This window comes from Wolbachia endosymbiont (group A) of Lasioglossum fulvicorne (assembly GCF_964028605.1).
GTDB lineage: Bacteria > Pseudomonadota > Alphaproteobacteria > Rickettsiales > Anaplasmataceae > Wolbachia.
On the sequence record NZ_OZ034798.1, the window covers coordinates 1,085,440 to 1,111,329 of the forward strand.

Annotated in this window: 25 protein-coding genes, 1 tRNA gene and 7 pseudogenes; 18 read left to right on the top strand and 15 right to left on the bottom strand. The window is 36.5% G+C overall.

Annotated elements, in window-relative coordinates:
* Positions 1–14 precede the first annotated feature (14 nt).
* Positions 15–653 (bottom strand): hypothetical protein, encoded by a 639-nt coding sequence (locus ABWU71_RS05985; protein ID WP_353284279.1) that lies wholly within the window; start codon positions 651–653, stop codon positions 15–17.
* Positions 650–1,135: pseudogene (locus ABWU71_RS05990) on the bottom strand (IS630 family transposase); the annotation flags it as partial. The gene ABWU71_RS05985 and the pseudogene ABWU71_RS05990, both read right to left, overlap by 4 nt.
* Before the next feature lie 59 nt (positions 1,136–1,194).
* Here ABWU71_RS05990 and ABWU71_RS05995 point away from each other — a divergent pair.
* Both ABWU71_RS05995 and ABWU71_RS06000 read left to right on the top strand, forming a co-directional pair.
* Positions 1,195–1,987 (top strand): IS5 family transposase gene (locus tag ABWU71_RS05995; protein WP_265023453.1). Its coding sequence is split into 2 segments (ribosomal slippage): positions 1,195–1,458 and positions 1,460–1,987, totalling 792 coding nucleotides; the frame shifts between segments, so codons are not numbered across the junction.
* 10 nt (positions 1,988–1,997) lie between these two features.
* On the top strand, positions 1,998–2,837 hold the full coding sequence (locus tag ABWU71_RS06000; protein WP_353284918.1) for an ankyrin repeat domain-containing protein: 840 nt from the start codon (positions 1,998–2,000) through the stop codon (positions 2,835–2,837).
* A 505-nt stretch (positions 2,838–3,342) separates the two neighbouring features.
* Here ABWU71_RS06000 and ABWU71_RS06005 read toward each other — a convergent pair.
* Positions 3,343–5,427, bottom strand: a complete 2,085-nt coding sequence (locus ABWU71_RS06005; protein WP_353284280.1) for a transketolase family protein — start codon at positions 5,425–5,427, stop codon at positions 3,343–3,345.
* Positions 5,428–5,540: 113 nt separating this feature from the next.
* On the opposite strand from ABWU71_RS06005, the gene rpsD reads away from it, so the two are divergent.
* The 3 genes from rpsD (at position 5,541) to iscX (ending at position 6,482) form a co-directional block, all read left to right on the top strand.
* Positions 5,541–6,155, top strand: coding sequence for a 30S ribosomal protein S4 (gene rpsD / locus ABWU71_RS06010; protein ID WP_353284919.1), 615 nt, complete (start codon positions 5,541–5,543; stop codon positions 6,153–6,155).
* Positions 6,156–6,164: 9 nt separating this feature from the next.
* Positions 6,165–6,251 (top strand) — tRNA-Leu (locus ABWU71_RS06015).
* A 30-nt stretch (positions 6,252–6,281) separates the two neighbouring features.
* Positions 6,282–6,482, top strand: coding sequence for a Fe-S cluster assembly protein IscX (iscX, locus tag ABWU71_RS06020; protein ID WP_010962556.1), 201 nt, complete (start codon positions 6,282–6,284; stop codon positions 6,480–6,482).
* A gap of 540 nt (positions 6,483–7,022) precedes the next feature.
* Here the strand turns inward: iscX and ABWU71_RS06025 are convergent.
* Positions 7,023–7,882, bottom strand: a protein-coding gene (locus tag ABWU71_RS06025) for an IS630 family transposase (protein WP_353284076.1) whose coding sequence is annotated in 2 segments (ribosomal slippage) — positions 7,023–7,558 and positions 7,558–7,882 — 861 coding nt in all. Because the reading frame shifts where the segments join, the coding sequence is not laid out codon by codon here.
* Between the two features lie 299 nt (positions 7,883–8,181).
* Between ABWU71_RS06025 and ABWU71_RS06030 the strand changes: the two genes are divergently transcribed.
* The 5 genes from ABWU71_RS06030 to ABWU71_RS06050 all read left to right on the top strand — a co-directional run bounded on the left by ABWU71_RS06030 (position 8,182) and on the right by ABWU71_RS06050 (position 11,705).
* Positions 8,182–8,523: a DUF721 domain-containing protein gene (locus ABWU71_RS06030; RefSeq protein ID WP_010082513.1), complete on the top strand. Its 342-nt coding sequence runs from the start codon at positions 8,182–8,184 to the stop codon at positions 8,521–8,523.
* A gap of 37 nt (positions 8,524–8,560) precedes the next feature.
* Positions 8,561–8,875: a 50S ribosomal protein L28 gene (gene rpmB / locus ABWU71_RS06035; RefSeq protein WP_006279619.1), complete on the top strand. Its 315-nt coding sequence runs from the start codon at positions 8,561–8,563 to the stop codon at positions 8,873–8,875.
* Entirely contained in the window at positions 8,868–9,731 is an 864-nt protein-coding gene (lipA, locus tag ABWU71_RS06040; protein ID WP_353284281.1) for a lipoyl synthase, read from the top strand. Before rpmB ends, lipA begins: the two co-directional genes overlap by 8 nt.
* 60 nt (positions 9,732–9,791) lie before the next feature.
* Entirely contained in the window at positions 9,792–10,508 is a 717-nt protein-coding gene (gene ubiE / locus ABWU71_RS06045; RefSeq protein ID WP_353284282.1) for a bifunctional demethylmenaquinone methyltransferase/2-methoxy-6-polyprenyl-1,4-benzoquinol methylase UbiE, read from the top strand.
* Positions 10,509–10,845: 337 nt separating this feature from the next.
* Positions 10,846–11,705 (top strand): IS630 family transposase gene (locus ABWU71_RS06050; protein WP_353284076.1). Its coding sequence is split into 2 segments (ribosomal slippage): positions 10,846–11,170 and positions 11,170–11,705, totalling 861 coding nucleotides; the frame shifts between segments, so codons are not numbered across the junction.
* Between the two features lie 184 nt (positions 11,706–11,889).
* Here ABWU71_RS06050 and ABWU71_RS06055 read toward each other — a convergent pair.
* The 3 genes from ABWU71_RS06055 to ABWU71_RS06065 all read right to left on the bottom strand — a co-directional run bounded on the left by ABWU71_RS06055 (position 11,890) and on the right by ABWU71_RS06065 (position 14,712).
* Entirely contained in the window at positions 11,890–12,393 is a 504-nt protein-coding gene (locus tag ABWU71_RS06055) for a protein-disulfide reductase DsbD domain-containing protein (protein WP_065094754.1), read from the bottom strand.
* A gap of 287 nt (positions 12,394–12,680) precedes the next feature.
* Positions 12,681–14,330: a chaperonin GroEL gene (gene groL / locus ABWU71_RS06060; RefSeq protein ID WP_353284283.1), complete on the bottom strand. Its 1,650-nt coding sequence runs from the start codon at positions 14,328–14,330 to the stop codon at positions 12,681–12,683.
* Between the two features lie 100 nt (positions 14,331–14,430).
* Positions 14,431–14,712, bottom strand: coding sequence for a co-chaperone GroES (locus tag ABWU71_RS06065; RefSeq protein WP_173862882.1), 282 nt, complete (start codon positions 14,710–14,712; stop codon positions 14,431–14,433).
* Between the two features lie 167 nt (positions 14,713–14,879).
* Here ABWU71_RS06065 and ABWU71_RS06070 point away from each other — a divergent pair, with 167 nt between their 5' ends.
* From ABWU71_RS06070 to ABWU71_RS06085, 4 genes and pseudogenes are all read left to right on the top strand, one after another.
* Positions 14,880–15,686: a YgfZ/GcvT domain-containing protein gene (locus ABWU71_RS06070; RefSeq protein ID WP_353284284.1), complete on the top strand. Its 807-nt coding sequence runs from the start codon at positions 14,880–14,882 to the stop codon at positions 15,684–15,686.
* A 123-nt stretch (positions 15,687–15,809) separates the two neighbouring features.
* A pseudogene (locus ABWU71_RS06075) lies at positions 15,810–16,721 on the top strand (IS4 family transposase); the annotation flags it as partial.
* A 63-nt stretch (positions 16,722–16,784) separates the two neighbouring features.
* Positions 16,785–17,644 (top strand): IS630 family transposase gene (locus tag ABWU71_RS06080; RefSeq protein WP_353284076.1). Its coding sequence is split into 2 segments (ribosomal slippage): positions 16,785–17,109 and positions 17,109–17,644, totalling 861 coding nucleotides; the frame shifts between segments, so codons are not numbered across the junction.
* 18 nt (positions 17,645–17,662) lie between these two features.
* Positions 17,663–18,125: pseudogene (locus ABWU71_RS06085) on the top strand (IS66 family transposase); the annotation flags it as partial.
* Positions 18,126–18,132: 7 nt separating this feature from the next.
* Here ABWU71_RS06085 and ABWU71_RS08075 read toward each other — a convergent pair.
* From ABWU71_RS08075 to ABWU71_RS06095, 3 genes and pseudogenes are all read right to left on the bottom strand, one after another.
* Positions 18,133–18,650, bottom strand: a pseudogene (locus tag ABWU71_RS08075) (IS4 family transposase); the annotation flags it as partial.
* A gap of 71 nt (positions 18,651–18,721) precedes the next feature.
* Positions 18,722–19,493 (bottom strand): annotated as a pseudogene (locus tag ABWU71_RS08080) (IS4 family transposase); the annotation flags it as partial.
* A protein-coding gene (locus ABWU71_RS06095) for an IS630 family transposase (RefSeq protein WP_353284076.1) occupies positions 19,490–20,349 on the bottom strand; the annotation gives its coding sequence in 2 pieces (ribosomal slippage) (positions 19,490–20,025 and positions 20,025–20,349; 861 coding nt in all). The gene ABWU71_RS06095 and the pseudogene ABWU71_RS08080, both read right to left, overlap by 4 nt.
* 49 nt (positions 20,350–20,398) lie before the next feature.
* Here ABWU71_RS06095 and ABWU71_RS06100 point away from each other — a divergent pair.
* Positions 20,399–20,524, top strand: coding sequence for a hypothetical protein (locus ABWU71_RS06100; RefSeq protein ID WP_353284285.1), 126 nt, complete (start codon positions 20,399–20,401; stop codon positions 20,522–20,524).
* Between the two features lie 2 nt (positions 20,525–20,526).
* Here the strand turns inward: ABWU71_RS06100 and ABWU71_RS06105 are convergent.
* From ABWU71_RS06105 to ABWU71_RS06115, 3 genes and pseudogenes are all read right to left on the bottom strand, one after another.
* Positions 20,527–21,139, bottom strand: a pseudogene (locus tag ABWU71_RS06105) (DUF6444 domain-containing protein); the annotation flags it as partial.
* A 151-nt stretch (positions 21,140–21,290) separates the two neighbouring features.
* The gene (grxD, locus tag ABWU71_RS06110) at positions 21,291–21,614 is read right to left on the bottom strand and encodes a Grx4 family monothiol glutaredoxin (RefSeq protein WP_265037444.1); all 324 of its coding nucleotides are present in this window, start codon (positions 21,612–21,614) and stop codon (positions 21,291–21,293) included.
* Between the two features lie 15 nt (positions 21,615–21,629).
* A complete protein-coding gene (locus tag ABWU71_RS06115; RefSeq protein ID WP_006280012.1) occupies positions 21,630–21,848 on the bottom strand; it encodes a BolA/IbaG family iron-sulfur metabolism protein in 219 nt (72 codons plus the stop codon).
* Positions 21,849–21,974: 126 nt separating this feature from the next.
* Between ABWU71_RS06115 and ABWU71_RS06120 the strand changes: the two genes are divergently transcribed.
* The gene (locus tag ABWU71_RS06120; protein WP_353284286.1) at positions 21,975–22,886 is read left to right on the top strand and encodes a P44/Msp2 family outer membrane protein; all 912 of its coding nucleotides are present in this window, start codon (positions 21,975–21,977) and stop codon (positions 22,884–22,886) included.
* 14 nt (positions 22,887–22,900) lie between these two features.
* Here ABWU71_RS06120 and ABWU71_RS06125 read toward each other — a convergent pair whose 3' ends face one another.
* Positions 22,901–24,223 (bottom strand): malic enzyme-like NAD(P)-binding protein, encoded by a 1,323-nt coding sequence (locus ABWU71_RS06125; RefSeq protein ID WP_353284287.1) that lies wholly within the window; start codon positions 24,221–24,223, stop codon positions 22,901–22,903.
* Between the two features lie 134 nt (positions 24,224–24,357).
* Here ABWU71_RS06125 and pgsA point away from each other — a divergent pair, with 134 nt between their 5' ends.
* Both pgsA and ABWU71_RS06135 read left to right on the top strand, forming a co-directional pair.
* The gene (gene pgsA / locus ABWU71_RS06130) at positions 24,358–24,900 is read left to right on the top strand and encodes a CDP-diacylglycerol--glycerol-3-phosphate 3-phosphatidyltransferase (RefSeq protein WP_264703993.1); all 543 of its coding nucleotides are present in this window, start codon (positions 24,358–24,360) and stop codon (positions 24,898–24,900) included.
* Positions 24,901–25,008: 108 nt separating this feature from the next.
* Positions 25,009–25,554 (top strand): hypothetical protein, encoded by a 546-nt coding sequence (locus ABWU71_RS06135; RefSeq protein ID WP_410530454.1) that lies wholly within the window; start codon positions 25,009–25,011, stop codon positions 25,552–25,554.
* 7 nt (positions 25,555–25,561) lie between these two features.
* Here the strand turns inward: ABWU71_RS06135 and ABWU71_RS06140 are convergent.
* A pseudogene (locus ABWU71_RS06140) lies at positions 25,562–25,885 on the bottom strand (transposase); the annotation flags it as partial.
* Between the last annotated feature and the right edge of the window lie 5 nt (positions 25,886–25,890).

The following is a 25,890-nucleotide window of genomic DNA, read 5'->3' on the forward strand; positions in this document are numbered from 1 at the left end:
AGTTCGTTATTTTACTATATTAGGTCATCATGTTGGTGATAATGGTGATAATCATGATTACATAGTGAGTAATTGCCTACGTAATTTTCGTCAGCATCGTGATTAACATCAGGTTTAAGCAAAGAAAGATTGTCATCGGATTGTTCTTCTGATAAGTTAAGCAAAGAAAGGTTGTCGTCAGATTGTTCTTTCTCTTTAGACACAAATAACCATGAGAAGAGTGATGAGATAGAATCAATAATGGATTTAATTGCTGAAAAAATATTGGATAAGAAATTACTGGGTTGCTGAGTATCTTGCTGGCTACTTTTTTCTTCTTCTACATTACTTTGTTCTACTTCATTTGATTCTTCCACCTCTTCTTCAGGGTTACTTCTGCTTATAAGAGTCTTATCTAACCATTTAGATATATTCTTGTCGGGATTATGAAAATACATTTGACTTATCTCCTTATTTTCATCAATATCAATATGAACTTTTAAAGTTGCGCTCTCGCCTCCCAATTTGTAACACTTGCTAATGAGTAATTCATGGGAATTCTTTATATATTGAATAAATTGAAGTTTTTCTTCTTCTGAAAAGTTCTTGTATTCTACGTTATAAGTTGTATCTTTATATTTATAGCATTTCTCATAATAGTCCGAACAGGTCATAGGAAGGCAGAATCAACAGCACGACGAAAGGATTCGAATAGAGGAATGTTTTTCCTAGCTCTGTTTTTTATAGCAAACCAATGATGCTCAATTTTGTTGAAATCTGGAGAATACGGCGGCAGATACAAAATTTCTGCACCAACTCCTCTAGCAAGCTCGATAATCTTACCAGACTTATGAAAAGTAGCATTGTCAAGAATGACAGTCTGTCCAGGTTCCAAGATCGGTGTCAAAAATTGCTCAAACCATCCATTAAAAACATCCATATTACAGTGGCCTTCAAAGGTTAATGGAGCAACTATCTTTCTTCTACTTAAGGCTGCAACCATACTGATTCGTTGAGTTTTCTTTCCAGATTTTAGGCCATAAAACCGCTGTCCTTTCTGGCAATACCCATATGGATAGTCCTCTGTGTTATCAATGCCAGACTCATCTATATAAACTAAGTTTTCTGGTTCTTTTGTTGCTATAATTTTTAAGAACCTGTACATGATCTCAAGAAAGGAATAAACTAAGAGATAATATATATAAGTTAGGATATATGAGGAGTTTATACCCAAGTGATATAAGTCGGGAAAGATTTGAGATTATGTTACCAGATCTAGAGTCCTGTAGAAAAAAAACAAAACCAAGGAAACTTGATTTGTATGATGTATTTTGTGGAGTGTTATACGTTCTGAAAAGCGGTTGTCAGTGGAGAATGCTACCAAAAGAGTTTCCAAAATGGCGCAATTGTTACGACTATTTTAAGAAGTGGAGTGAAAAACCAGATGCAGATAAAGAAAGTGTTCTGGAGCTGGTGTTAAAAAAAAATAGTTGGCGTGGTCCGACAAAACAATGGTCGGAAAGAAAAAACCAGCTTCTGCATAATTGATGCACAGAGTGTAAAAAATGCAGATACTGCTGAAGAAAAAGGCTATGATGCAGGCAAAAAGATTTCAGGAATAAAACGCCATATTGCAGTAGATACGCAAGGTTTGCCCCATGCAATTTATATAACAACAGCAGAGATAACTGACCGTAGCAGTGCTGTGAGAATGGTCGAAAATGCAAAAGAAAACCTCTCGGGAGTTAAAAATGTACTGGTTGATGCAGGCTATACTGGAGAGAATTTTGCAACTCAAATAAAAACGATTATTGGTGCAACCGTTGAAGTGATAAAAAGAAATGAATTACATTCCTTTGTTGTATTGCCCAAAAGATGGGTTGTGGAGCGATCTTTTGCTTGGTTAGAAAAATGTAGAAGATTGTGGAAAAATTGTGAGCGAAAACTCAATACTAGCCTACAAATGGTCGTTCTGGCTTTCACTGCCTTACTTCTGAAAAGATTATGAACAGGCTCTAATAAATGAAGGAGCAAATGTTAATGCAACAGATCAAAATGGAAAGACTCCTTTACATTTGGTTGCTCGAAATAACAACAAAGAGGTAGTAGAAACCCTATTGGGAAAAGATGGAATCGATGTTAATTTAGCAGATAAGAATAAAGATACTCCTTTACATTCTGTTCTTAAAAAGGACAACATAGATATAAATGTGTTGAACGCTCTACTGAAAGCAGAAGGAATCGATGTTAATGCACAAGATAAATATGACAGTACTCCTTTGCATTTGGCTGCTAAAAAGGAAAAGGACAACATAGATATAAATGTATTGAACGCTCTACTGAAAGCAAAAGGAATCGATGTTAATATAAAAGATAAACTTGCAGAATGGACTCCTTTACATTGGGCCGTTGTACAGGGCCATAAAGAGGTAGTAGAAGCCCTATTGGGAAAAGATGGAATTAATGTTAATATAGGAGGTAAATATGGAAAAAAGACTCCTCTACATTTGGCTGCTCAAAATAACAACAAAGAAATAGTAGACGCTCTAATAAAAGCAAAGGCAAACGTTAATATAAAAGATGAAGATGAAAAGACTCCTTTACATTTGGCTGCTGCAAATGATCATAAAGAAGTGGTAGAAGTTCTATTAAAAGCAGAAGGAATCAACGTTAATACAGTAGATGAAAATGGAAAAACTCCTTTTGATTTAACTACTAACGAAGAAATAAAAACTCTATTAAAAGCCGCAGAAAAACCTGATATTAATCTAGTGGATGAATCATCGACAGATAATGAAGGAGATCCAGAGGAAGATGCTGGTACACGAGAGAAAGAAAAACAAGAAGGTGATGCTTAACCAGAAGAACAGCCGAGCTCTTTTTTTGGTAGTTTGTTTAGTATACTTATGAAGCCTTTTTCATTAATTGCATCATTTTTTGGTGGTTTTTTTTCATGGTTGTTTGGGTCTGATGAGCCAACACAATCATCATCTGAATCTGACCAACCAGTTGTATTAGAATCACCAAGTAGTTCAGAAGACAATGACATAATATAGCCAGAGGTTTACTAGATTCCAGCGTCACGCGCTGGAATGATATGGTGGTATGTATTCAAGTAGCTGACACTGGTTCCTTTATGACGGCAGTGCCCAGACACTGGGATCCAGGAAACTTAATTGCAAGTAATGCATTGGGTTTGGTGAGTATGGGTTTTGCGTTATAGAATGAAGCACTTTTGGTAAATTTGTAAAGAAAACTAGATGCCAGTGTCAAGCACTGGCATGACATCATCTTGGATGGAAATCAACGTCACGCGCTGGAATGACAAAGAAGAGTGGGCTTTCATATGGTTATGCAAGAGGTTTACTGAATGCAACCTAACTTCTCACACACACATTTTACCACATGATCTGCGCTGATATTAAAATGCTCATAAAGTATTTTATAAGGTGCTGATTCTCCGAAGCTTTTCATGCCAATAAATATACCGTTTGAACCTATGTATTTATGCCAACCCATTTCACTTCCGGCTTCAATTGCAACTTTAATGCTGTCATTATTTAATATTGCCGCTTTATATTCATCGCTTTGCTCGTCAAAAAGCCTCCAGCATGGCATAGAAACAATCCTTGTACCTATACCCTTTTCCTGCAATTTCTCCCTTGCTTCAACTGCAATTTCAACCTCGGACCCCGTAGCAAATATTGTCACTTTTAATTCTTTTGAACATTCACACAAAATATATGCACCAAACTTCGATAGATTAGCAGATTGACCGATATCAGAATGCATGTAACTTACGTTTTGCCTTGAGAGCGCAAACAGTGCTGGAGATTCTTTCTTTTTGAGTGCAATGCTAACACACTCCAGAGTTTCAACTGCATCGGCTGGCCTAAAAACATATAGATTTGGTATAGCACGCAAAGAAGCTAAATGCTCTATTGGCTGATGAGTTGGGCCATCTTCTCCCACTCCAATTGAGTCGTGAGTCATGACATACATAACCTGCTGCTTCATAAGAGCTGAAAGACGTATAGCAGGACGACAATAGTCGGAAAATACCAAAAAAGTGCCGCCATAAGGAAGAATCGCGCCGTGAAGTGCCATACCATTCATACATGCTGCCATAGCGTGCTCTCTCACTCCATAGTGGACATAAGAACCACTATAATTATTACTATCTATTACCTGCATGTGCTTATATTTAGTGCAATTTGACCCAGTAAGATCAGCAGAACCGCCGATTAATTCCGGCATATGTTGTGTTAAAAGTTCCATTACCCTACCAAAAGAAGATCGAGTAGCTTCGTTTGGCATTGTCTCGTGTATTTGTTTCTTCAAGTTAGCCAAAACACTATCGATATTATCTGGTAGGCGTTTATCTATCCGCCTTTGAAGTTCTACATGATATCCTGTCATCCCAGCATTCTCTTCTGTCATCCCAGCATTCTCTTTTGTCATCCCAGCATTCTCTTTTGTCATCCCAGTGCTTGACACTGGGATCCATTCTTTTTCTTCTTTTCTGGATTCCAGCGTCACGCGCTGGAATGACATCGTGTAATTTTGTTTTGCTCTCTCAACAGTTTTCTTCCAGGCATTTTTCACATCTTCTGGTACATGGAATGGTTCATAATTCCAGTTTAATTTCTCTCTCATCTGTTTGATGTCTTCCTCCGAAAAAGCACCACTGTGAGCAGAGGATGTGCCAGCACGGCTTGAAAACTTTCCGATAATGGTTTTGCAGCAGATCATTGTAGGTTTATCAGACTTTTTTGCTTGCTCTATTGCAAAGGATATGGCATCAAAATCATGGCCATCAATTTTGTCAACATTCCATCCATACGCTAAGAAGCGTTTCTCTACATCATCAGAGCAGGAAAGGCAAGTAGCGCCATCTATAGAGATATCATTATCATCAAAAAGGGCTATGAGCTTATTCAATTTAAGATGCCCAGCAAGTGATGCTACCTCATGGCTTATTCCTTCCATAAGACAGCCATCCCCTAGCATCACGTAAGTGTAGTGATTGATTCTGAATTGCTTTTTAAGGATTGATTCAGCAAGTGCCATGCCAACAGCAGCGGCAAACCCCTGACCGAGAGGGCCTGTTGTTGCCTCTACCCCGGAAGTCAAGCCGAACTCTGGATGACCTGGGGTCTTGGATCCCATTTGCCTGAAATTCTTTAGCTCATCTATGCTAATATAACCTGTCAAATATAATATTGAATATAGTAACATTGACCCATGACCGTTTGATAAAACAAAGCGATCTCTATTGAACCATTTAGAATCATCAGGATTATGATTTAGATATTTAGCAAACAAAACAGTTGCAACATCTGCCATGCCAAGTGGCATACCTGGGTGTCCAGAGTTTGCTTTTTGTACTGCATCAATTGATAAAAAACGGATGGCGTTTGCCATAGATTCCAAATGTGAATGATTCATGTGTTAATAGAAAAACTTAAAAATGAAGTATAAAAGATTATATCAGCAAAAACAAGTTGACACTGAGTGCTAAAATCCTTAATAATCTAAAGTTAAATCGTGAGAGTTTTTATATGACAACTGTTATCACTAGAAAGTATAGGATTAGCCGTAGACTTGGTGTAAATTTATGGGGTAGAGCTAAAGACCCAGTAAACAAAAGGAAATACCCTCCAGGTCAACATGGTATTCTTGGATTCAAGAAGTTATCCGACTTTGGTAAGCAGTTTGCTGCGCATAAGAAATTTAAGTTTTACTATGCGATTTCAAGTAAGCAGCTCAGACGTACATTTTTAGATGCTTATAACAGAAAGGGTTATGCGGCTGATAATTTTATCGGTATCTTAGAATCGAGATTAAGTTCTGTTTTATACCGCTCTGGTCTTGTTCCAACAATTTACTCAGCAAAGCAGCTCATATCTCACAAGCACGTTACAGTTAATGATAAGGTGGTTAACATATCGAGTTATCGAGTGAAGCCAGGTGATATAATAAAAATAAGAGAAAGGGCAGCAAAAATTCCTGTAGTAGTAGAGGCTGAACAAAAACAAGAGCGCAAGGCTCCGGATTATTTAGAAGCAGATAGTAAAGAGCATTCAGTGAAGTATTTGAGGTCACCTCAATATTCTGAGGTTCCTTATTCAGCAGACATGGAAGTCAATTTAGTAGTAGAGTTTTACTCTAGATAGATAAAAAAAGCCCGTGTGGCGGAATCGGTAGACGCAGCGGACTTAAAATCCGTGGGTTTTGCGACCTTGGGAGTTCAAGTCTCCCCATGGGCACCAATTTAACTTAGCAGATAAATACAAAAAAGTATGAAATGGCTTGATATAGAAGATATTGTAGAAGCTCTGGAGGAAAAATTTCCAGATGAGAATATAATTAGTATTAGATTCACTGAGCTTAAAAAAAAGGTCTTGAGTTTAGAGGAATTTGATGATGATGAAAAACGCTGTAACGAAAAAATACTCGAAGCTATTCAAGCAGCTTGGATTGAGGAAAGATTAACCGCATAGCAATAAACCATACGCAAATGTGATTTCTATTGCAATTTGCATATTGATTATGCTATTTTTTGGATCTAGCCTGGCAAGTTAATAATAATTTAACCAATTACAATTAAAACAGCTATAAGGTTAATTATGAGGCAAAGATGGCAGCACAAAAATTTTTGAATGGAACGACTTACTTGACAAGTGCTACGTTGAAATAAGTTTTACATAAAAATACTGCTTTTACGGTGTGAGGCTAGAGGGTAGAGTCTTTGTAAAGCAGTTAGAAGGTTGTCATTTAAGTAGCGTGACCAGGGCTAGATTCCGCGGCGGAATGACGACTATGCGGTATGCGTTGCGGAGTAACGATTATGGTCATACCGTGATTTGTTCCATAACTCTACGAACATTGTGATTTTGGCCCATCAGGAGGATGTCATCCCAGTGCTTGACACTGGGATCCAGCTTCTATGCAACTTAATTAAAAACGTTTGTTTTAGCGTAAGACAACTACCTTTAGCTCATCAGCTCAGTTATAGCATTTCTTATAATAGTCCGAACAGGTCATAGGAAGGCAGAATCAACAGCACGACGAAAGGATTCGAATAGAGGAATGTTTTTCCTAGCTCTGTTTTTTATAGCAAACCAATGATGCTCAATTTTGTTGAAATCTGGAGAATACGGCGGCAGATACAAAATTTCTGCACCAACTCCTCTAGCAAGCTCGATAATCTTACCAGACTTATGAAAAGTAGCATTGTCAAGAATGACAGTCTGTCCAGGTTCCAAGATCGGTGTCAAAAATTGCTCAAACCATCCATTAAAAACATCCATATTACAGTGGCCTTCAAAGGTTAATGGAGCAACTATCTTTCTTCTACTTAAGGCTGCAACCATACTGATTCGTTGAGTTTTCTTTCCAGATTTTAGGCCATAAAACCGCTGTCCTTTCTGGCAATACCCATATGGATAGTCCTCTGTGTTATCAATGCCAGACTCATCTATATAAACTAAGTTTTCTGGTTCTTTTGTTGCTATAATTTTTAAGAATTCAGCACGTTTTTCTTCGTTTCTTTCCTTGTATCCATATGTCTTTTTTTGCGCGTAAATCCAATTTTTCTGAGAGCTCGGTGGATCGTTTGGATACTAACGTTGCCCCAAAGTTTAGCCATTTCCGACAGAGTCTTTCCTCCATTTTCTCTGGCAAATTTAGCAAAGGCATCCCAGTCGGTAATTTTGTGATTGTAACCTCCATTTCCAAGTTTTTTTGATTGAAAGTCTCCTGTTTCTTTTCTTCTTTGCTGCCACTCCCATAAAGTAGTTCGTCCAATTTTAAATCTTGCTGCCACTGTTTCTCTGCTTCCTCCCTCCTCTAGCGCTTCCATTGCTTTTTTCCTTAAGTCATAACTATATGCTGCTGGCACTCAACCTCCTTATCATCGTCTATCCTTATCTTATCACATCCGGACTTCTATGAAAAGAGCTATATAAGCAAAATTTCTGGATTCCAGTGTCAAGCACTGGAATGACACCATTTGCTGTGCAATTTACCTTCAAAAATGAATGTTCGTACAGCTATGTGTCTGAGCACTGGGATGACACCCTCCCTGGTGGACTCAAATTACAATGTTCGTGCAGTACGCACTGGAATGACAGGGCTTTAAGAAATCCAATGTAGTGGTAAACCTTACTTATTTAGTTATACTAGAAACAAAACAGAAAAATGCTCAAACGTAGCGGTCCAAAAAAATTAAAGTCTATAATTGAAAATTACGCATTAAAATGCATGAAAAATAAGATTAGCAAAAATGAAATACGTCTGATTTTAAACTGGCGAAATATAGTAGGGAAAGAAATAGCAGAGTGTACAAAACCGAAAAAGATCTCATACGCACAGAATATAAATTCGGGTGTATTGCATCTGGTAGTAACAAATGGCAGTAAAGCATTGGAAATTCAGCATATGATTTCTCTTATAATAGAAAAAATTACGATATTTTTTGGTTATAAAGCAGTATATGGTATAAAAATTAAGCAAGAGAGTATTGACTATTTGACTATATAAGGTAATCTAAGTACATAGAATAATTTGGTATATTGAAGTGAGTAGAGTTTGTGAATTAACAAATAGAAAAAAATCTTTTGGTAATAAGGTATCACATTCGAATCGTAAAACAAAGCGTACCTTTCTTTTAAATTTACATAAGGTTACGTTGACAAGTGATATATTGAATAAAAAGTTTAGATTTCGTGTGGCAACAAGAACTTTGAGAACTATAGATTACAAAGGTGATTTAGATGCTTTTTTGCTTAACACAAGAACAATTAAACTAAGTGAGAAAGCGCAGAAGATAAAAAGAAGGTTGAAAAAAGTTTTAGTAAAGCAAGAGGTAGAGTTAGCCGTTTCAGATGCATAACAAACCTCAATGGCTCAGAGCAAAAGCTCCGACCGGTGAAGTATTCAATGAAACCTTAAACATCGTTAAACTGCATAACTTGCATACAGTGTGCGAAGAGGCTGCATGTCCAAACATTGGTGAGTGTTGGAATAAACGTCATGCTACTGTAATGATTCTCGGTTCTGTTTGCACTCGTGCTTGTGCATTTTGCAACGTTGCAACTGGCATTCCTGATAAACTAGACCCTCATGAGCCAGAAAATTTAGCAAAAGCGATAAAAAAGTTGAACTTGAAGCATGTTGTTATTACTTCCGTTGATCGTGATGATTTACCAGATGGTGGCGCAAATCAGTTTATACAGTGCATAGAAGAAATTAGAAAGATAACTTCAGAAACAACAATAGAGATTTTAACTCCTGATTTTTTAAATAAGAAAGGAGCATTTGAAGCAATTGCTGTTGCATCACCTGATGTCTATAACCACAATATTGAAACAGTGCCGAGATTGTATGCAAAAATAAGACCACGAGCTCGCTATTTTCATTCACTATATTTACTGAAGATGGTAAAGCAGATTAATCCTAAAGTTTTCACAAAGTCAGGGCTTATGGTTGGTCTTGGAGAAACAAAAGAGGAAATATTTCAGGTTATGGACGATTTGCGCAGTGCTGAGGTTGATTTTATTACAATTGGTCAATATCTACAACCAACTCCAAAACATGCAAAACTTGATAGATATGTCACTCCAGAGGAATTTGAGCATTATAAATATGTTGCTTACTCCAAAGGGTTCCTAGTGGTTGCATCAAGCCCACTCACTCGGTCATCATACCACGCTGAAGAAGATTTTAACAGGCTTAAGGCTTGTTGTTGACATTTGCGTTAATTCAAATTAATTTTTACTAATTATAAAGGAGTTGAGCGACTTTACGTAATGTCTACTATAAAAATCAAGAAGAAATCGCAATTAGTTAAAGAGGTATTCGACTCCGTAGCAAATCGCTACGACACCATGAATGATATAATGAGCCTCGGAATGCACAGATTGTGGAAAGGTAAAATGGTAAATAGTGTGCATTTTACAAAAAACTCTAAGGTTTTAGATGTTGCTGGAGGAACTGGAGATATAGCAATAAGAATAGTAAGAAAAGAGCCAAGTGCTAAGGTTACAGTATGCGATATAAATCAAAACATGCTAAGCAGAGGACGTGATAAAGCTATAAATTCAAACCAAATTAATTTTGATTGGGTATGTGCAAGTGCAGAAAGTTTACCATTTGAAGACTCCGAATTTGATTATTGCACAATAGCTTTTGGCATTCGAAATGTTTCTGACCGTAAGAAGGCTTTAAATGAGGCGCACAGGGTATTAAAACCACATGGAAAATTTATCTGCTTAGAATTTGCCCCTATGCACTATCAAAATGAGATATTTACCAAACTTTATGACTTATATTCATTTAAAGTAATTCCTAAAATTGGCAGCATAGTTGCTAAAGACAGGAGTTCTTATGAATATTTAGTGAAGAGCATCAGAGAATTTCCAACTCAGGCTGATTTTAAAATGGAAATTGAAGAGGTAGGTTTTAAGAATGTTGAGTTTCATAATATGAGCTATGGAATAGTGGCATTACACATTGGAACAAAATGAATATTAAATTCTGGTATAGAACGCTGGATTATTATCTCATCCTTCCAGTGTTTTTTTTGCTCACTATAAGCTTCATTCTTGTTTATTCAGCAAGCCCTGTAATTGCGCAGCTTCTTTTTCTACCACAGGATTATTTTATACGGCGCCACACAATTTATATAGTCCTGTCACTAATTACCTTGGTGACATTTTCTTTTCTCAACACAAGAACTATACTTAACCTCTCATTCGCAGGTTTCATTTTATTTACTACTCTAGTGGCAGCTGCGATAATATAGCTCTTTTCATAGAAGTCCGGATGTGATAAGATAAGGATAGACGATGATAAGGAGGTTGAGTGCCAGCAGCATATAGTTATGACTTAAGGAAAAAAGCAATGGAAGCGCTAGAGGAGGGAGGAAGCAGAGAAACAGTGGCAGCAAGATTTAAAATTGGACGAACTACTTTATGGGAGTGGCAGCAAAGAAGAAAAGAAACAGGAGACTTTCAATCAAAAAAACTTGGAAATGGAGGTTACAATCACAAAATTACCGACTGGGATGCCTTTGCTAAATTTGCCAGAGAAAACGGAGGAAAGACTCTGTCGGAAATGGCTAAACTTTGGGGCAACGTTAGTATCCAAACGATCCACCGAGCTCTCAGAAAAATTGGATTTACGCGCAAAAAAAGACATATGGATACAAGGAAAGAAACGAAGAAAAACGTGCTGAATTCTTAAAAATTATAGCAACAAAAGAACCAGAAAACTTAGTTTATATAGATGAGTCTGGCATTGATAACACAGAGGACTATCCATATGGGTATTGCCAGAAAGGACAGCGGTTTTATGGCCTAAAATCTGGGAAGAAAACTCAACGAATCAGTATGGTTGCAGCCTTAAGTAGAAGAAAGATAGTTGCTCCATTAACCTTTGAAGGCCACTGTAATATGGATGTTTTTAATGGATGGTTTGAGCAATTTTTGACACCGATCTTGGAACCTGGACAGACTGTCATTCTTGACAATGCTACTTTTCATAAGTCTGGTAAGATTATCGAGCTTGCTAGAGGAGTTGGTGCAGAAATTTTGTATCTGCCGCCGTATTCTCCAGATTTCAACAAAATTGAGCATCATTGGTTTGCTATAAAAAACAGAGCTAGGAAAAACATTCCTCTATTCGAATCCTTTCGTCGTGCTGTTGATTCTGCCTTCTTATGACCTGTTCGGACTATTATGAGAAATGCTATACTATTGACATGAAAGACAGTATCTGGGATCTAAATTTTTTATGCGAAACCATTATGTTTATATACTTGTAGGCCCAAGTTCCTCACATAGTGAACAAAAAAGTAAATGAGATTCCAGTGTCAAGCACTGGAATGACACCTACCCCATGAGAACCCTATTTTTCATACCACTCATTTATAAGTTCATTGACATCAGAATCTATAAAATTCTTCAGTGGCTGTTTGATTTTTATCTCAGCATTTTTAGGGATGCACCTATCTTTACATATCGCATAATTTATATGGAAGTTAAGGTCAATATACCCTTGATTTGAAAACACATTCATCTTAAAGGGAAATAACACCATGTCCTCATATACGTTACTGATAAATATCTCTCTTCCTACTTTATCTCTATGTTTTTTTGGAGTAGGCCAGTAAATATCTATGTTTAATGTGTTACCCTTGCAATCAAAAGAAGTGGGAAAACCGAAATCTCCAGGATCTTTATAATATATGTGCCAGCCTGGTTTTACTGTAACCCTTATTGCACCTTTAAGAGTGAGGCTTGCTTCATTTATCTCGCCAATAAGTAAATCAAATTTTGCAATTTCCTCGTCAGCATATAGTTGAGTGCAAGAAAAAAATAAAAACAATATTAAATATATATGTATTTTCATTAAGGTAAATTTCTCCTTTTATAGAGAAAGTGATTTAGATTTTAATTATTATATTTAATAGCATTATATAGATTATTTATTAACATAGCATTATGCTAGTATAAATATACTAGGGATTATAGTTCTTTTATGCTGCCTTTTTGTTATTAGACAACCACAATATAAAGGAGTGAAACGGATGTAAACAGTGGTGCCTTTCTGCACCAAACGTATTACCTTTAACGAATAGTAAAATGTGAGATTTTTTGGAATTACCGTGGAGCAATTGCTCCACGGTTTCACTCTACTTAGAATCCACCCATGCCACTCATTTCTCCTGCACCCATAGGAGATGAAGCATTTTCTTTGCTTGGTACATCAACTATCATAGATTCAGTAGTTATCAGCACACTCGCAACAGATACCGCTGTTTCAAAAGCAATACGAACCACTTTTGCTGGATCAATCACACCAGCTGTAAATGCATTAGCGTAATTCATAGCCTCAACGTTGTATATAAGCTCTTTATCATTCTGCTTAATCAAATAGTCAATTATAACAGCAGATTCAAGACCAGCATTTTTAACTAACCTTCTAATTGGAGCACTGAGAATTTTCTTGATAATGTTTATGCCTATTTGCTCTTCGTCACTTGCACCTTTTAATTTGTCGAGAACAGATGAAGCATAAAGAAGCGCAACTCCACCACCTGGAACTATACCTTCTTCAATTGCAGCTCTTGTTGCATGCAGCGCATCTTCGACTCTATCTCTACGTTCTTTAACTTCCACTTCAGTTGCTCCACCAACTTTGAGCACAGCAACGCCACCTGATAATTTCGCTAAACGTTCTCTTAGCTTTTCTTTATCATAATCAGAAGTTGAAGTTTCAATTTGAGATTTGATCTGCTCGATTCTAGCTTTCACACTGTCAGAATCGCTATTTTCGCTGACAACTGTGGTATTATCTTTAGTAATTTTAACATTTTTAGCCGTACCAAGATCATCAAGCGTGAGATCTTCCATCTTGATTCCAAGTTCATCTTTTATAACATACCTAGCACCAGTCAAAGTTGCTATATCTTCGAGCATCTCCTTTCTTCTGTCACCAAAACCTGGAGCTTTTACTGCAGCAACTTTTAAACCACCACGCAATTTATTGATAACTAAAGTGCTTAATGCTTCACCTTCGATATCCTCTGCAATAATAACCAAAGGTTTACCAGATTTAACAACAGCTTCAAGAATAGGAAGTAAAGGTTGAATAATATTTAATTTTTTCTCTGTAATTAATAGATAAGGATTATCAAGCTCCACGATCATTTTTTCATTATTTGTAATAAAATACGGAGAGAGATAACCGCGATCAAATTGCATGCCAGTAGTCAGCTCAACTTCTAACTCTTTTGAACCTTTACTCTCTTCAACAGTTATTACACCCTCTTTTCCAACTTTTTTCACGGAATCAGCGATACTGTTACCTATATCCTTATCACCATTTGCAGATATTATTGCAACTTGTGCCACTTCGTCTATTTTCTCTAGAGAAATTGTACGAGACATTGACGCAATTTCCTCTAATATTACATCTTTTGCCTTCTGTATTCCGTTTTTAATACCAACACGATCGTTTCCAGCAGCAATTGATTTTGAAGCTTCCATTATCATATTGCTAGTTAGTATTGAGCACGTTGTTGTACCATCACCAACTTTGTCGTTACATTGAGAACAACTCTGTGCAAAGATGCTTGCTATCGCAGCGTTTAATGGTTTTTCAGGCTTGATACCCTTCATCACCTTATAACCATCTTTTGTAATTTCTGGTGCTCCATAGGGCTTATTAATCCCTACCGTTTTTCCTCTAGGTCCCGCAGTTATTGCTACCGTTGAATCCACTATTGCTGCGACTTCACGAAAGGCTTCTTGCAACTGCTCACCTGATACTACTACATTAGTCATTTTTATCACCTCTTGTTAATAAAAAATTTAGAAAACTATAATAAAACCATTTACAATGCGCCGCGTTGCGCTTTGTTTCAGTTTAGTAAAATAAAGACTGCTATTTAATGACAGCAAGTATATCGGACTCTTTCATCACGATAAGCTTTTCATCATTATGTTCTATTTCTGTGCCAGCCCATTGACGATAGAACACTTTATCACCAGCTTTCACAGTTAAAGTTACGCGTTCGCCACTTGAATTGCGTGAACCTTCACCAATTGCTATAACTTCACCTTTAGTAGGTTTCTTTTCAGCACTTGATGGAAGCACAATTCCACCTTGCTTTTCTTCGCTAATAGGCTTGATCAGCACGCTATCATCTAATACATTTAAACTTATACTTGACATTTGTTTTTCCTCATCAACAAATTAACTTGTAAGTTTATATATATATACTCGTAAGTTAGATTTCAAGGGCTGGAGCTTGTAAAATATGCACGCCAAAAGCAGTTTCTAAAAGAGCCTAATGTTATATAATAGAATTTAGATTTATTTATAGAGATTTCATGAGTTATATACCATTCTTAAGTCGTGGTGTGATAGTGCTATATGGGCCTGACACTAGAGATTTTCTGCAGGGTATTATAACCAATGATATTAATAAGTTGGATAGCCAAAAAGCCATTTACTCTTTATTGCTTAGCCCTCAGGGAAAATATCTATATGATTTTTTTCTTATTGAATATGGTAAATACACCCTCTTGGAGTGCGAAAACATGCATTTGCAGCAAATAATCGAGAAACTAGATTTGCTTAAAACTTATTTGAGAGTGAAGATTAAAGACGTTAGCGCACTATATAAGGTTGGAGTTTTGTTTAATACTAAGTTGGCGGAGTGTAGTGGTAAGTCACAAGTTATTTTTCAAGATCCAAGGCACAAGCTGCTAGGAATGAGGATCATACATAAAGGTGAAATAAAGGAGCCAGTTGGGGATTTTACTCAGTATGAAAAAGTTAGAATTCAAAATCTCGTTCCAGATGGAGCGAAAGATATGGTGCAGAATTCATCGTTTCCGCTGCAATTTTTAATCGATAAGGTAAACGGTATAAGCTTTAATAAGGGGTGTTATATAGGTCAGGAAGTTGTAAATCGAATGAGCAGACAAGAAATATTCAGAAGAAAACTTTACCTTGTTGAGGGAGATAACGCACTTCCAGATATTGGCACTAAAGTTACAAATGAAAATAATGAGGAAATAGGGGAACTGCGCTCTAGTGTAGACAACATTGGACTTGCATTGCTTAATACTGGGAAAAGTCATGCAAATTTATATGTCGATGGGGTCAGGTGCGTTAAGACGTTGAAGTCTTAAGGTAGCTCATATAGAGGGAGTGTTAAATAAACCATACGCGTCAAGTTAAGGAAAAAGATATGAAGGAGATAGAATAATAAGATATAAGTTCTTTCAGATATACTTTTAGTGAGAGAGCTAACGATGAATAAAATAACTTGCCTATCAAACAACCTCAACAAATTTTTCAATGAAATGGCAAATGAGGTATCAATTGAAACAGGATTTGTAAAAAGGAAGAGAAAGCTGAGCGGTTCATCATTCATAAAAGCTATAATTTGGGGTAATATAGGAATTGAAAACTGCAGCATAGATGCAATGCGCCAATTATTAAACGAAGAATCTGTGGTAATGACGAAACAGGGTTTAGATTTCAGGTTTACTAAAGAAGCAGTAGAATTTATGAAGAGAATGTACAATTAATCTATGGCTTTATTTAAAAATATCCTGCAAATTGATTGTAGAATCTTGCAGCAATTTAAAGGCGTCAAGTTATTGGATAGTAGCTATATTAGCCTGCCTAACAGTATGAAAAATCTGTATAAAGGGTATGGTACTAGTTACAAAGGTTATGAGAGTAACACTAAGTCTGGGATAAAGTTACAATTAGTTTTTGATTACTTAAATCAGACATTGGATCAACTTAACATAACGGAGGGAGTAAGGTCAGACCAAGGTTATAGAGAGCATTTGATCGATATATCAAGTAACGATTTGCTAATATCTGACCTTGGTTATTTTGTCCCAAGTTCTTTTAAACAGATCAATGAAACGGGAGCTTATTTTATTAGTCGTTATAAATCTGATACCAATATATATGCTATAGAAACAAATCAAAAAATGGAATTATTGGAATGTTTAGGAGACAAGCTATTTTTAGAAACTGAGGTATTATTGGGAAAAGAAGCAAAGATTAGAGTAAGAATGATATGTCATAAACTAACTGAAGAGCAGTCTCTAGCCAGAAGAAGAAAAGCTAATAAATTGGCAAAATCACATGGATATACATCTTCCAAAAGGAATCAAAAATTGTTGAACTGGTCAATATTCATAACTATAGCTCTTTTCATAGAAGTCCGGATGTGATAAGATAAGGATAGACGATGATAAGGAGGTTGAGTGCCAGCAGCATATAGTTATGACTTAAGGAAAAAAGCAATGGAAGCGCTAGAGGAGGGAGGAAGCAGAGAAACAGTGGCAGCAAGATTTAAAATTGGACGAACTACTTTATGGGAGTGGCAGCAAAGAAGAAAAGAAACAGGAGACTTTCAATCAAAAAAACTTGGAAATGGAGGTTACAATCACAAAATCACCGACTGGGATGCCTTTGCTAAATTTGCCAGAGAAAACGGAGGAAAGACTCTGTCGGAAATGGCTAAACTTTGGGGCAACGTTAGTATCCAAACGATCCACCGAGCTCTCAGAAAAATTGGATTTACGCGCAAAAAAAGACATATGGATACAAGGAAAGAAACGAAGAAAAACGTGCTGAATTCTTAAAAATTATAGCAACAAAAGAACCAGAAAACTTAGTTTATATAGATGAGTCTGGTATTGATAACACAGAGGACTATCCATATGGGTATTGCCAGAAAGGACAGCGGTTTTATGGCCTAAAATCTGGAAAGAAAACTCAACGAATCAGTATGGTTGCAGCCTTAAGTAGAAGAAAGATAGTTGCTCCATTAACCTTTGAAGGCCACTGTAATATGGATGTTTTTAATGGATGGTTTGAGCAATTTTTGACACCGATCTTGGAACCTGGACAGACTGTCATTCTTGACAATGCTACTTTTCATAAGTCTGGTAAGATTATCGAGCTTGCTAGAGGAGTTGGTGCAGAAATTTTGTATCTGCCGCCGTATTCTCCAGATTTCAACAAAATTGAGCATCATTGGTTTGCTATAAAAAACAGAGCTAGGAAAAACATTCCTCTATTCGAATCCTTTCGTCGTGCTGTTGATTCTGCCTTCCTATGACCTGTTCAGACTATTATGAGAAATGCTATAAATTCAAAAAACTCATCCCTGCCCAGCTCAAAAGAGCTATACAAAATAAAAAAGGACAAGCCAAAAAGCGAAAGGAATGTTGGCGATTAGGTTGGGCATAAAGGAAATTTTCATGCCACAATGGAAGCGGATAAAGTAGTAAAAATAGAGTTGCCTAATATTTGCGAATGCGGAGGAGAGCTTGTAATATGCGAAAAACCTTATGTTCACCAAAAAGTTGATCTTCCGGAAATTAGGCCTTATGTAGTAATTGGAACATGGTCGTTGTCGGAGATGCAGAAAAAGAAAAAGTAGCAAGTTACCAGAAGGTGTTACGCCAGATACATTTGGTCCAAGGGTTAAGTCTATAATTGCAGCACTCAGCGGATTTTACAAAAACTCAAAGCGTGAAGTGGCTAGTATCATAAATGACATTTTTAATTTGAACATAAGTGTTGGCAGCATATCAAATCTTACTATTACCCACAAATATGAGGTTCATGAGCAAGTCTCCATCCTTCTGCTAGATCAAAGAGACGTCTCCACCCTTTCCAAAGAGTAATTGGTCCTGGTTTTGGGTCGCTTTTTCTTGCTAAATGACCTCCAAGTTCACGAAACGGCTTCTTTTATAGTAGGGGCTATATTTGGACATGGTTTCCTGTGTATTTTAACATATAAAACTTTCCATTCTTCCTCAGCTAATAAGGCAGTAAATGGTAATGTTGGGTTAGTTCTTGCAATTGATGTAATAAAGAAAATTCTCCAAGCAATAATGCTCATGACTGTTAAATACCTCATTAATCTTTCTGCTGTTCCAAGTCTACATTCCTCAACTTTGAGACCAGATTTTAAAATCTTATGCAATATCTCTATTTTCCATCTCAAACAATACCAACTAACTTTTTCAACAGCTTCTTCAAAAGTACTGACCGGAAAAAAGCATCCACTCTAGAGGACTTGCTTCGGGAGGAGAGTTTTTTTCAACAACATGAATTGCGTGAAGTTGTAGACTGAATAATGCTGTCGGTTTATATTTTATGTGACCTTCTTTACATTTTATATGGCCTTCATGTGATAAATTTTCCGAATCTAATTTCTAAAAACGCTGTCCTTTTTTGCTTGTTATCTCTAGCAGGGATTTCAACTTCTACTTTTCCAGCGCAAGGGAGGCCTTGGATAAATGACCATAATTTTTGCTTGTTCCTGGTATGCATGAATTTTTTATTTACATTTCTGTTGTGGCGAGCTCTTACTAAAATTGCTGAGTTAAGATTATGTGCAAGTTCAAAAAAATCATGCATATCTGCTTCTCTGTCACATACAGTTATAGCTTCGGTTTGGGCCAGATCTATAATATTATTTGTTTTCTTTAAACTTTCTAGCCATTTCATACTTTCTTTATCCTCAATATGAACGTTGTTACGATGGCTCTTTAGTCTTTTTTCTTCTTCAGAAATGAGTTGCCTCGAGTAAATCTTTTGATCCAGTATTCCCAGCTTCCGTACTAACAGCAAGGGCTGTATGCATTACTGCTCCTTTTCCAGCAATAGTTCCCAATCCGCTTATGGCTTGAGTATGAAATATAAGTTGTATCTTGAATCACAAGAATTCTTTTATGAGCTTTTGTTCTTTCAACTGTTTTATCAATGTGTGAAGCTAGAATATCGACTTCTTTTACGTTCTCATTTTGAAAAAAACGATATGCTGCTTTTGCTTCTGACCAACTTCCGCATGCCTCATTAATTGAGCTTTCAGGTAAACTTATCAAACTGTCAGCAATATTTACTAATCGGTCAGTTAATCTTTTATAGCATTTCTCATAATAGTCCGAACAGGTCATAGGAAGGCAGAATCAACAGCACGACGAAAGGATTCGAATAGAGGAATGTTTTTCCTAGCTCTGTTTTTTATAGCAAACCAATGATGCTCAATTTTGTTGAAATCTGGAGAATACGGCGGCAGATACAAAATTTCTGCACCAACTCCTCTAGCAAGCTCGATAATCTTACCAGACTTATGAAAAGTAGCATTGTCAAGAATGACAGTCTGTCCAGGTTCCAAGATCGGTGTCAAAAATTGCTCAAACCATCCATTAAAAACATCCATATTACAGTGGCCTTCAAAGGTTAATGGAGCAACTATCTTTCTTCTACTTAAGGCTGCAACCATACTGATTCGTTGAGTTTTCTTTCCAGATTTTAGGCCATAAAACCGCTGTCCTTTCTGGCAATACCCATATGGATAGTCCTCTGTGTTATCAATGCCAGACTCATCTATATAAACTAAGTTTTCTGGTTCTTTTGTTGCTATAATTTTTAAGAATTCAGCACGTTTTTCTTCGTTTCTTTCCTTGTATCCATATGTCTTTTTTTGCGCGTAAATCCAATTTTTCTGAGAGCTCGGTGGATCGTTTGGATACTAACGTTGCCCCAAAGTTTAGCCATTTCCGACAGAGTCTTTCCTCCGTTTTCTCTGGCAAATTTAGCAAAGGCATCCCAGTCGGTAATTTTGTGATTGTAACCTCCATTTCCAAGTTTTTTTGATTGAAAGTCTCCTGTTTCTTTTCTTCTTTGCTGCCACTCCCATAAAGTAGTTCGTCCAATTTTAAATCTTGCTGCCACTGTTTCTCTGCTTCCTCCCTCCTCTAGCGCTTCCATTGCTTTTTTCCTTAAGTCATAACTATATGCTGCTGGCACTCAACCTCCTTATCATCGTCTATCCTTATCTTATCACATCCGGACTTCTATGAAAAGAGCTATATCTCCAAGTACAGCATCTCCAAATTCATTTTTAGCCCATTCATTACTCTCGTTTGCCATTTTTATACCCTCAATATTTGCAAACTTTAATATTGTAATACTTTATTTATAAGTACATTTATATTTGTGGGTAATAGTAAGATTTGATATGCTGCCAACACTTATGTTCAAATTAAAAATGTCATTTATGATACTAGCCACTTCACGCTTTGAGTTTTTGTAAAATCCGCTGAGTGCTGCAATTATAGACTTAACCCTTGGACCAAATGTATCTGGCGTAACACCTTCTGGTAACTTGCTACTTTTTCTTTTTCTGCATCTCCGACAACGACCATGTTCCAATTACTACATAAGGCCTAATTTCCGGAAGATCAACTTTTTGGTGAGCATAAGGTTTTTCGCATATTACAAGCTCTCCTCCGCATTCGCAAATATTAGGCAACTCTATTTTTACTACTTTATCCGCTTCCATTGTGGCATGAAAATTTCCTTTATGCCCAACCTGATCGCCAACGTTCCTTTCGCTTTTTGGCTTGTCCTTTTTTGTTTTGTACAATTCTTTAGAGCTCGGTAGAGATGAATTTTTCGAGTTTAAACCAAGCCTCTCTTTCAACTCAGCGTTCTCAATCCTCAAGGCCTTATTTTCTGCCTCTAACTCTTCTATCCTCCCTTCCAACTTTTCTATTTTTTGCTGTAAATTTTTGCAGAGTTCTAAAAGGTTTACCACATTACCTCACTTTTGCTCTATGATTATCTTTACTATCTTGCTTTGTCTACCTTATTTTGCCGCTCCCCTGAACGGATACGGTTTAAGACATAAGATCCTTTTTCATGGCTATACTACGTTATCCAGCGTCTGGGCACTGGTTTCTCGGTACTTATTCCGCAATAATTTTTTTTTCCTTCAATAAACTTTGCAGTTCGCCTTTTTCGTACATCTCGCGAGTGATGTCGCAACCACCGATAAACTCTTCCTTTATATATAATTGTGGAATTGTTGGCCAATCAGAAAACTTTTTTATAGATTCACGTATTTCATCATTCTCCAACACGTTAATATACTTAAACTTCACGTTCAATTTTTTTAGGATTGACACGACGAGTCCAGAGAATCCGCATTGAGGAAAATCAGAAGTGCCTTTCATATATAATACCACATCATTTTCTGCTATATCTTTTTTTATTTGTTCAAAATTGCTCATAAATTCACCTTATTTTTAAGTATTAGTTTCCAGTTGCAAGGCGTGTATAGACTGACCTTCCAGAGCTTTATATACCATTTTGTGCTGTTCTATTTTTGTCTTTCCAAGAAAACACTTGGAGTTTATTTTTAAATGATAATGGTCATCATCTCCAGCAAGATCATGAATCTTTATATCAGCGTCGGGGAACGATTGTTTGATGATCCTCTCTAATTCGTGAATTGCAATAGTCATTGATTTGCTTTAAATTACAATACTCTCATTATAAATCTAAAATGATTGAGCGCAATAAAAAGTTGCTATCATAAAAAATAGAAGCATACTATGATAATGGAATGACAAATTATGCAGGGAGTCTCTGTGGTGGGCAAAAGATTTAAATTTACATATCTATTGGTTTTGCTAACTTTTTCATTTAGGTGCTTACCTTGCGATGATAAAATAAATAACTTAGAGAATGTTTACATCAAAGCCAACTATTTTGGAGCATTCTTCAATGCAATAGGTTCTCTAGAAGGAAAAGAAGATGCAGGTGACAATATAACAGAGGGGGTTTTTAGTTTTAATAAGAAGGAGCGAATTGAAGCTGGATACAGTCCTAAATATGTTCCAGGGTTTGCCGGTAGTGCTGCAATAGGATATTTATTCGAAAATATGAGAGTTGAGCTTGAAGGCTTACATTCTCAAACTAACTTATATGATGAAGATTATTCAGATAAGAAAAAAGCAAGATATATTGAACTTCGTCGTCACAATGATGCGTCTACTGGAGCGGAATGCAATTCACCTTGGAGAAGTGGAAAGGTTGATATTCACATTCAAGAAAATTGTAGTGTTGAAGCAGAGTTCAGAGCTGCATTTAAGATGAAAAATGAAGGTTTTAATAACTTAGCTGGAATGATCAATATGTATCATGATTTTAACATAGCAGAAATACCATTCACTCCATATGTTGGTATTGGTGCAGGTGTAACTAGGGTTAAATTTCTAGGAAAAACCAGATACGCCTTGGCTTACCAAGCAAAACTTGGTATCAATCACCAACTTACAGCACAAACTCAAGCGTTTGCTGGTTTACGCTATTTTGGTATCCTTGATAACCAATTTAAAGATATTGTACCAGGAATAAAGATACTAGCTGGTGAAGAATATATTCCTGCCGGTGGAGGAAGTAAAGTTGATGAAACTGCACGTGTTGAATCAACAACTGCAACCATTACCAATAGGTTTGGCATATATGGCTTAGAGTTTGGATTGGTTTATCACTTTTAACTTTATCCAATAAATTACATATGTGAAGATAGTAAATTCAGCGTGCTGAGAACATTAGAAAGACGAGATTTTAATTGATTTTCATATTTACTCCAATCTTGTATTGCCTTTCTTGCAACACCTGAATCAACTGCGGCTTTTGCAACAGCAGGAGCTACTATAGAAATTAATCTTGGGTCAAATGGAGTAGGTATCATATATTCACGTCCATAGCTCATTTTACGACCGCCATAGACTGCAGATATCTCACCTGGTACTGGCTCACGGGCAAGCTTTGCTATTGCATCTGCAGCTGCAATTTTCATTTCATCATTTATTGTTGTTGCATGTACATCAAGTGCCCCTCTAAATATATAAGGAAAACCCATTACGTTGTTGACTTGGTTGTTGTAATCTGACCTACCAGTTGCGATTATTGCATCTGGCCTCACAGATTTTGCAAACTCAGGCCTTACTTCTGGATCGGGGTTGGCGAGAGCAAAAATAATCGGGTCTTTGCCCATACTCTTTAACATCTCTTCATTTAACACATCTTTTGCAGATAACCCGATGAATACATCAGCGCCTTTTATTGTATCAAGTAGAGAACGTTCGGAAGTATCAATTGCATACTTTTCCTTCCACTCATTCATATCCTCGTTTCTACCTCTGTATATTACTCCTTGCTTATCACACAGCACTATATTTTTAGCGCCCATGGACTTTAGTATTTCTAAACATGCAATACCGGCTGCTCCAGCACCATTCATAATGATCTTAACGTCCTCTAATTTCTTTTCAACGATATCAAGAGCATTTTCTATGCCAGCTACAACAACCACTGCAGTTCCATGCTGGTCATCATGGAACACTGGAATATCCATCAGTTCATTCAGGCGTTTCTCTATTATAAAACAATCGGGAGATCTTATATCTTCTAAATTTATTCCTCCCCAACTTGGTCCAAGATATCTTACTGCATTGATGAAATCTTCTATATTTTCTGTACCAACTTCTATATCAACTGCATCAATATCAGCAAAACGCTTAAATAAAACAGCTTTGCCTTCCATGACAGGTTTTGCAGCAAGAGGACCGATATTACCAAGTCCAAGCACTGCAGTGCCATTTGAAATGACAGCAACACAGTTGCCTTTTGCCGTATAATCATAAACAACCTCAGGATTTTTAGCTATTTCAAGGCACGGAGCTGCAACGCCAGGAGAATAAGCAAGTGACAAATCATACTGGGTAGATAAAGGTTTTGTTGGCATGATTGAAATTTTACCAGGGTTACCACCTCTACTGTGATACTTAAGTGCTTCTTGTTTCGTGGTACTATCTAAATCATCGTTCATCATTACATCCTTATATTTTAAGCTTGTATTTTTTAAGTATATGGAGTTTTTATAAATGTTCAATTGCAAACTATTAGCTTGTGAACTCTGTTGTACTTCTGTATAAGTTTACCTATTACGTAAGATGATATTACATGCTTAAGAAAAACGTGCCTAATTTGCTTACAATTTCTCGTGCACTTGCAATACCAGCAATAATATTAAGTTTTTATATAGAAAATAAATATGCAGGCCTGATAACAATATCAATCTTTGTGTTTGCGTGCATTACAGATTTTTTTGATGGTTACCTGGCGCGTGCGTGGAAAGTCCAATCAAAGTTTGGCAAGCTATTTGATCCAATTGCTGACAAATTAATAGTGGTTTCAACGATAATTATGCTAATTTATAAGCAAAAGATAAATGATTTTACAATAGTACCGTCGATTATCATCATCTGTCGGGAGATATTAGTTTCTGGTTTACGGGAGTTTCTGATAGCTACAAATGTTAGTCTACCTGTAAGCAAAGCTGGAAAAATTAAAACATTTCTACAGATGGTTGCTGTAGTAGCGCTAATAATGAACGATTATTATATGATTCAATATACAGGTGCGATTTGTTTATGGGTTGCAGCTATTATAACTATGTGGTCAGGCTATAATTATATCCTAGCCGGCATTAAACAGATTGACTGAATTTCTTGAGAAACAGTTAATATACAAAAGTGGTTAATACTTTCATAATATTGACTGAATAGTTAAAATCCTGTATAATATATTAGTTCATAAATCAATAGGGTTTATATGACTGATAACTTTAAGACTACGTTTTCTCCTGAAGAGTTTTTTGGGGATTTTTGGCCAACGGTTGATGAAGAAGTCAAAAAAGAAAGGCTAGAACAAGAGCTATTAACACTAAAAAAAAGAGAGCTATATAGACAATGTGTATCATTGGCAACAATGGTCCCATTTGCATTATTTATGGCTATTGAACTGGAAAAAATATGTAGCGATCAGGTATTACTTGGCGTGATAAGTGGTGCGCTAAGCCACACTATATTACCTTTCATGGTCCTATCTCTTATTTGTACGCTATATTTAATTTACAATAATAGGAAAATAGCACAAAAAGAACGAGAGTTGAAGAATATTGAAAATGGAGAGGAAGTAAAGGAAAAAGAGCACAATATTTCTGATATAGGTCAGTGTTTGATCTATATTGATGCTATAACAACTGCACTGATTATTGTAGGTATGATAATGGGTGAAACATCTTCACTTGAAGCAGCAGAGGATGCAATTTTATTTCTTGCCAATGCAATTGCTTTTCTTACAACTCTTGCTTCTTAGAGCCTGTTCATAATCTTTTCAGAAGTAAGGCAGTGAAAGCCAGAACGACCATTTGTAGGCTAGTATTGAGTTTTCGCTCACAGTTTTTCCACAATCTTCTACACTTTTCTAACCAAGCAAAAGATCGCTCCACAACCCATCTTTTGGGCAATACAACAAAGGAATGTAATTCATTTCTTTTTATCACTTCAACGGTTGCACCAATAATCGTTTTTATTTGAGTTGCAAAATTCTCTCCAGTATAGCCTGCATCAACCAGTACATTTTTAACTCCCGAGAGGTTTTCTTTTGCATTTTCGACCATTCTCACAGCACTGCTACGGTCAGTTATAGCTC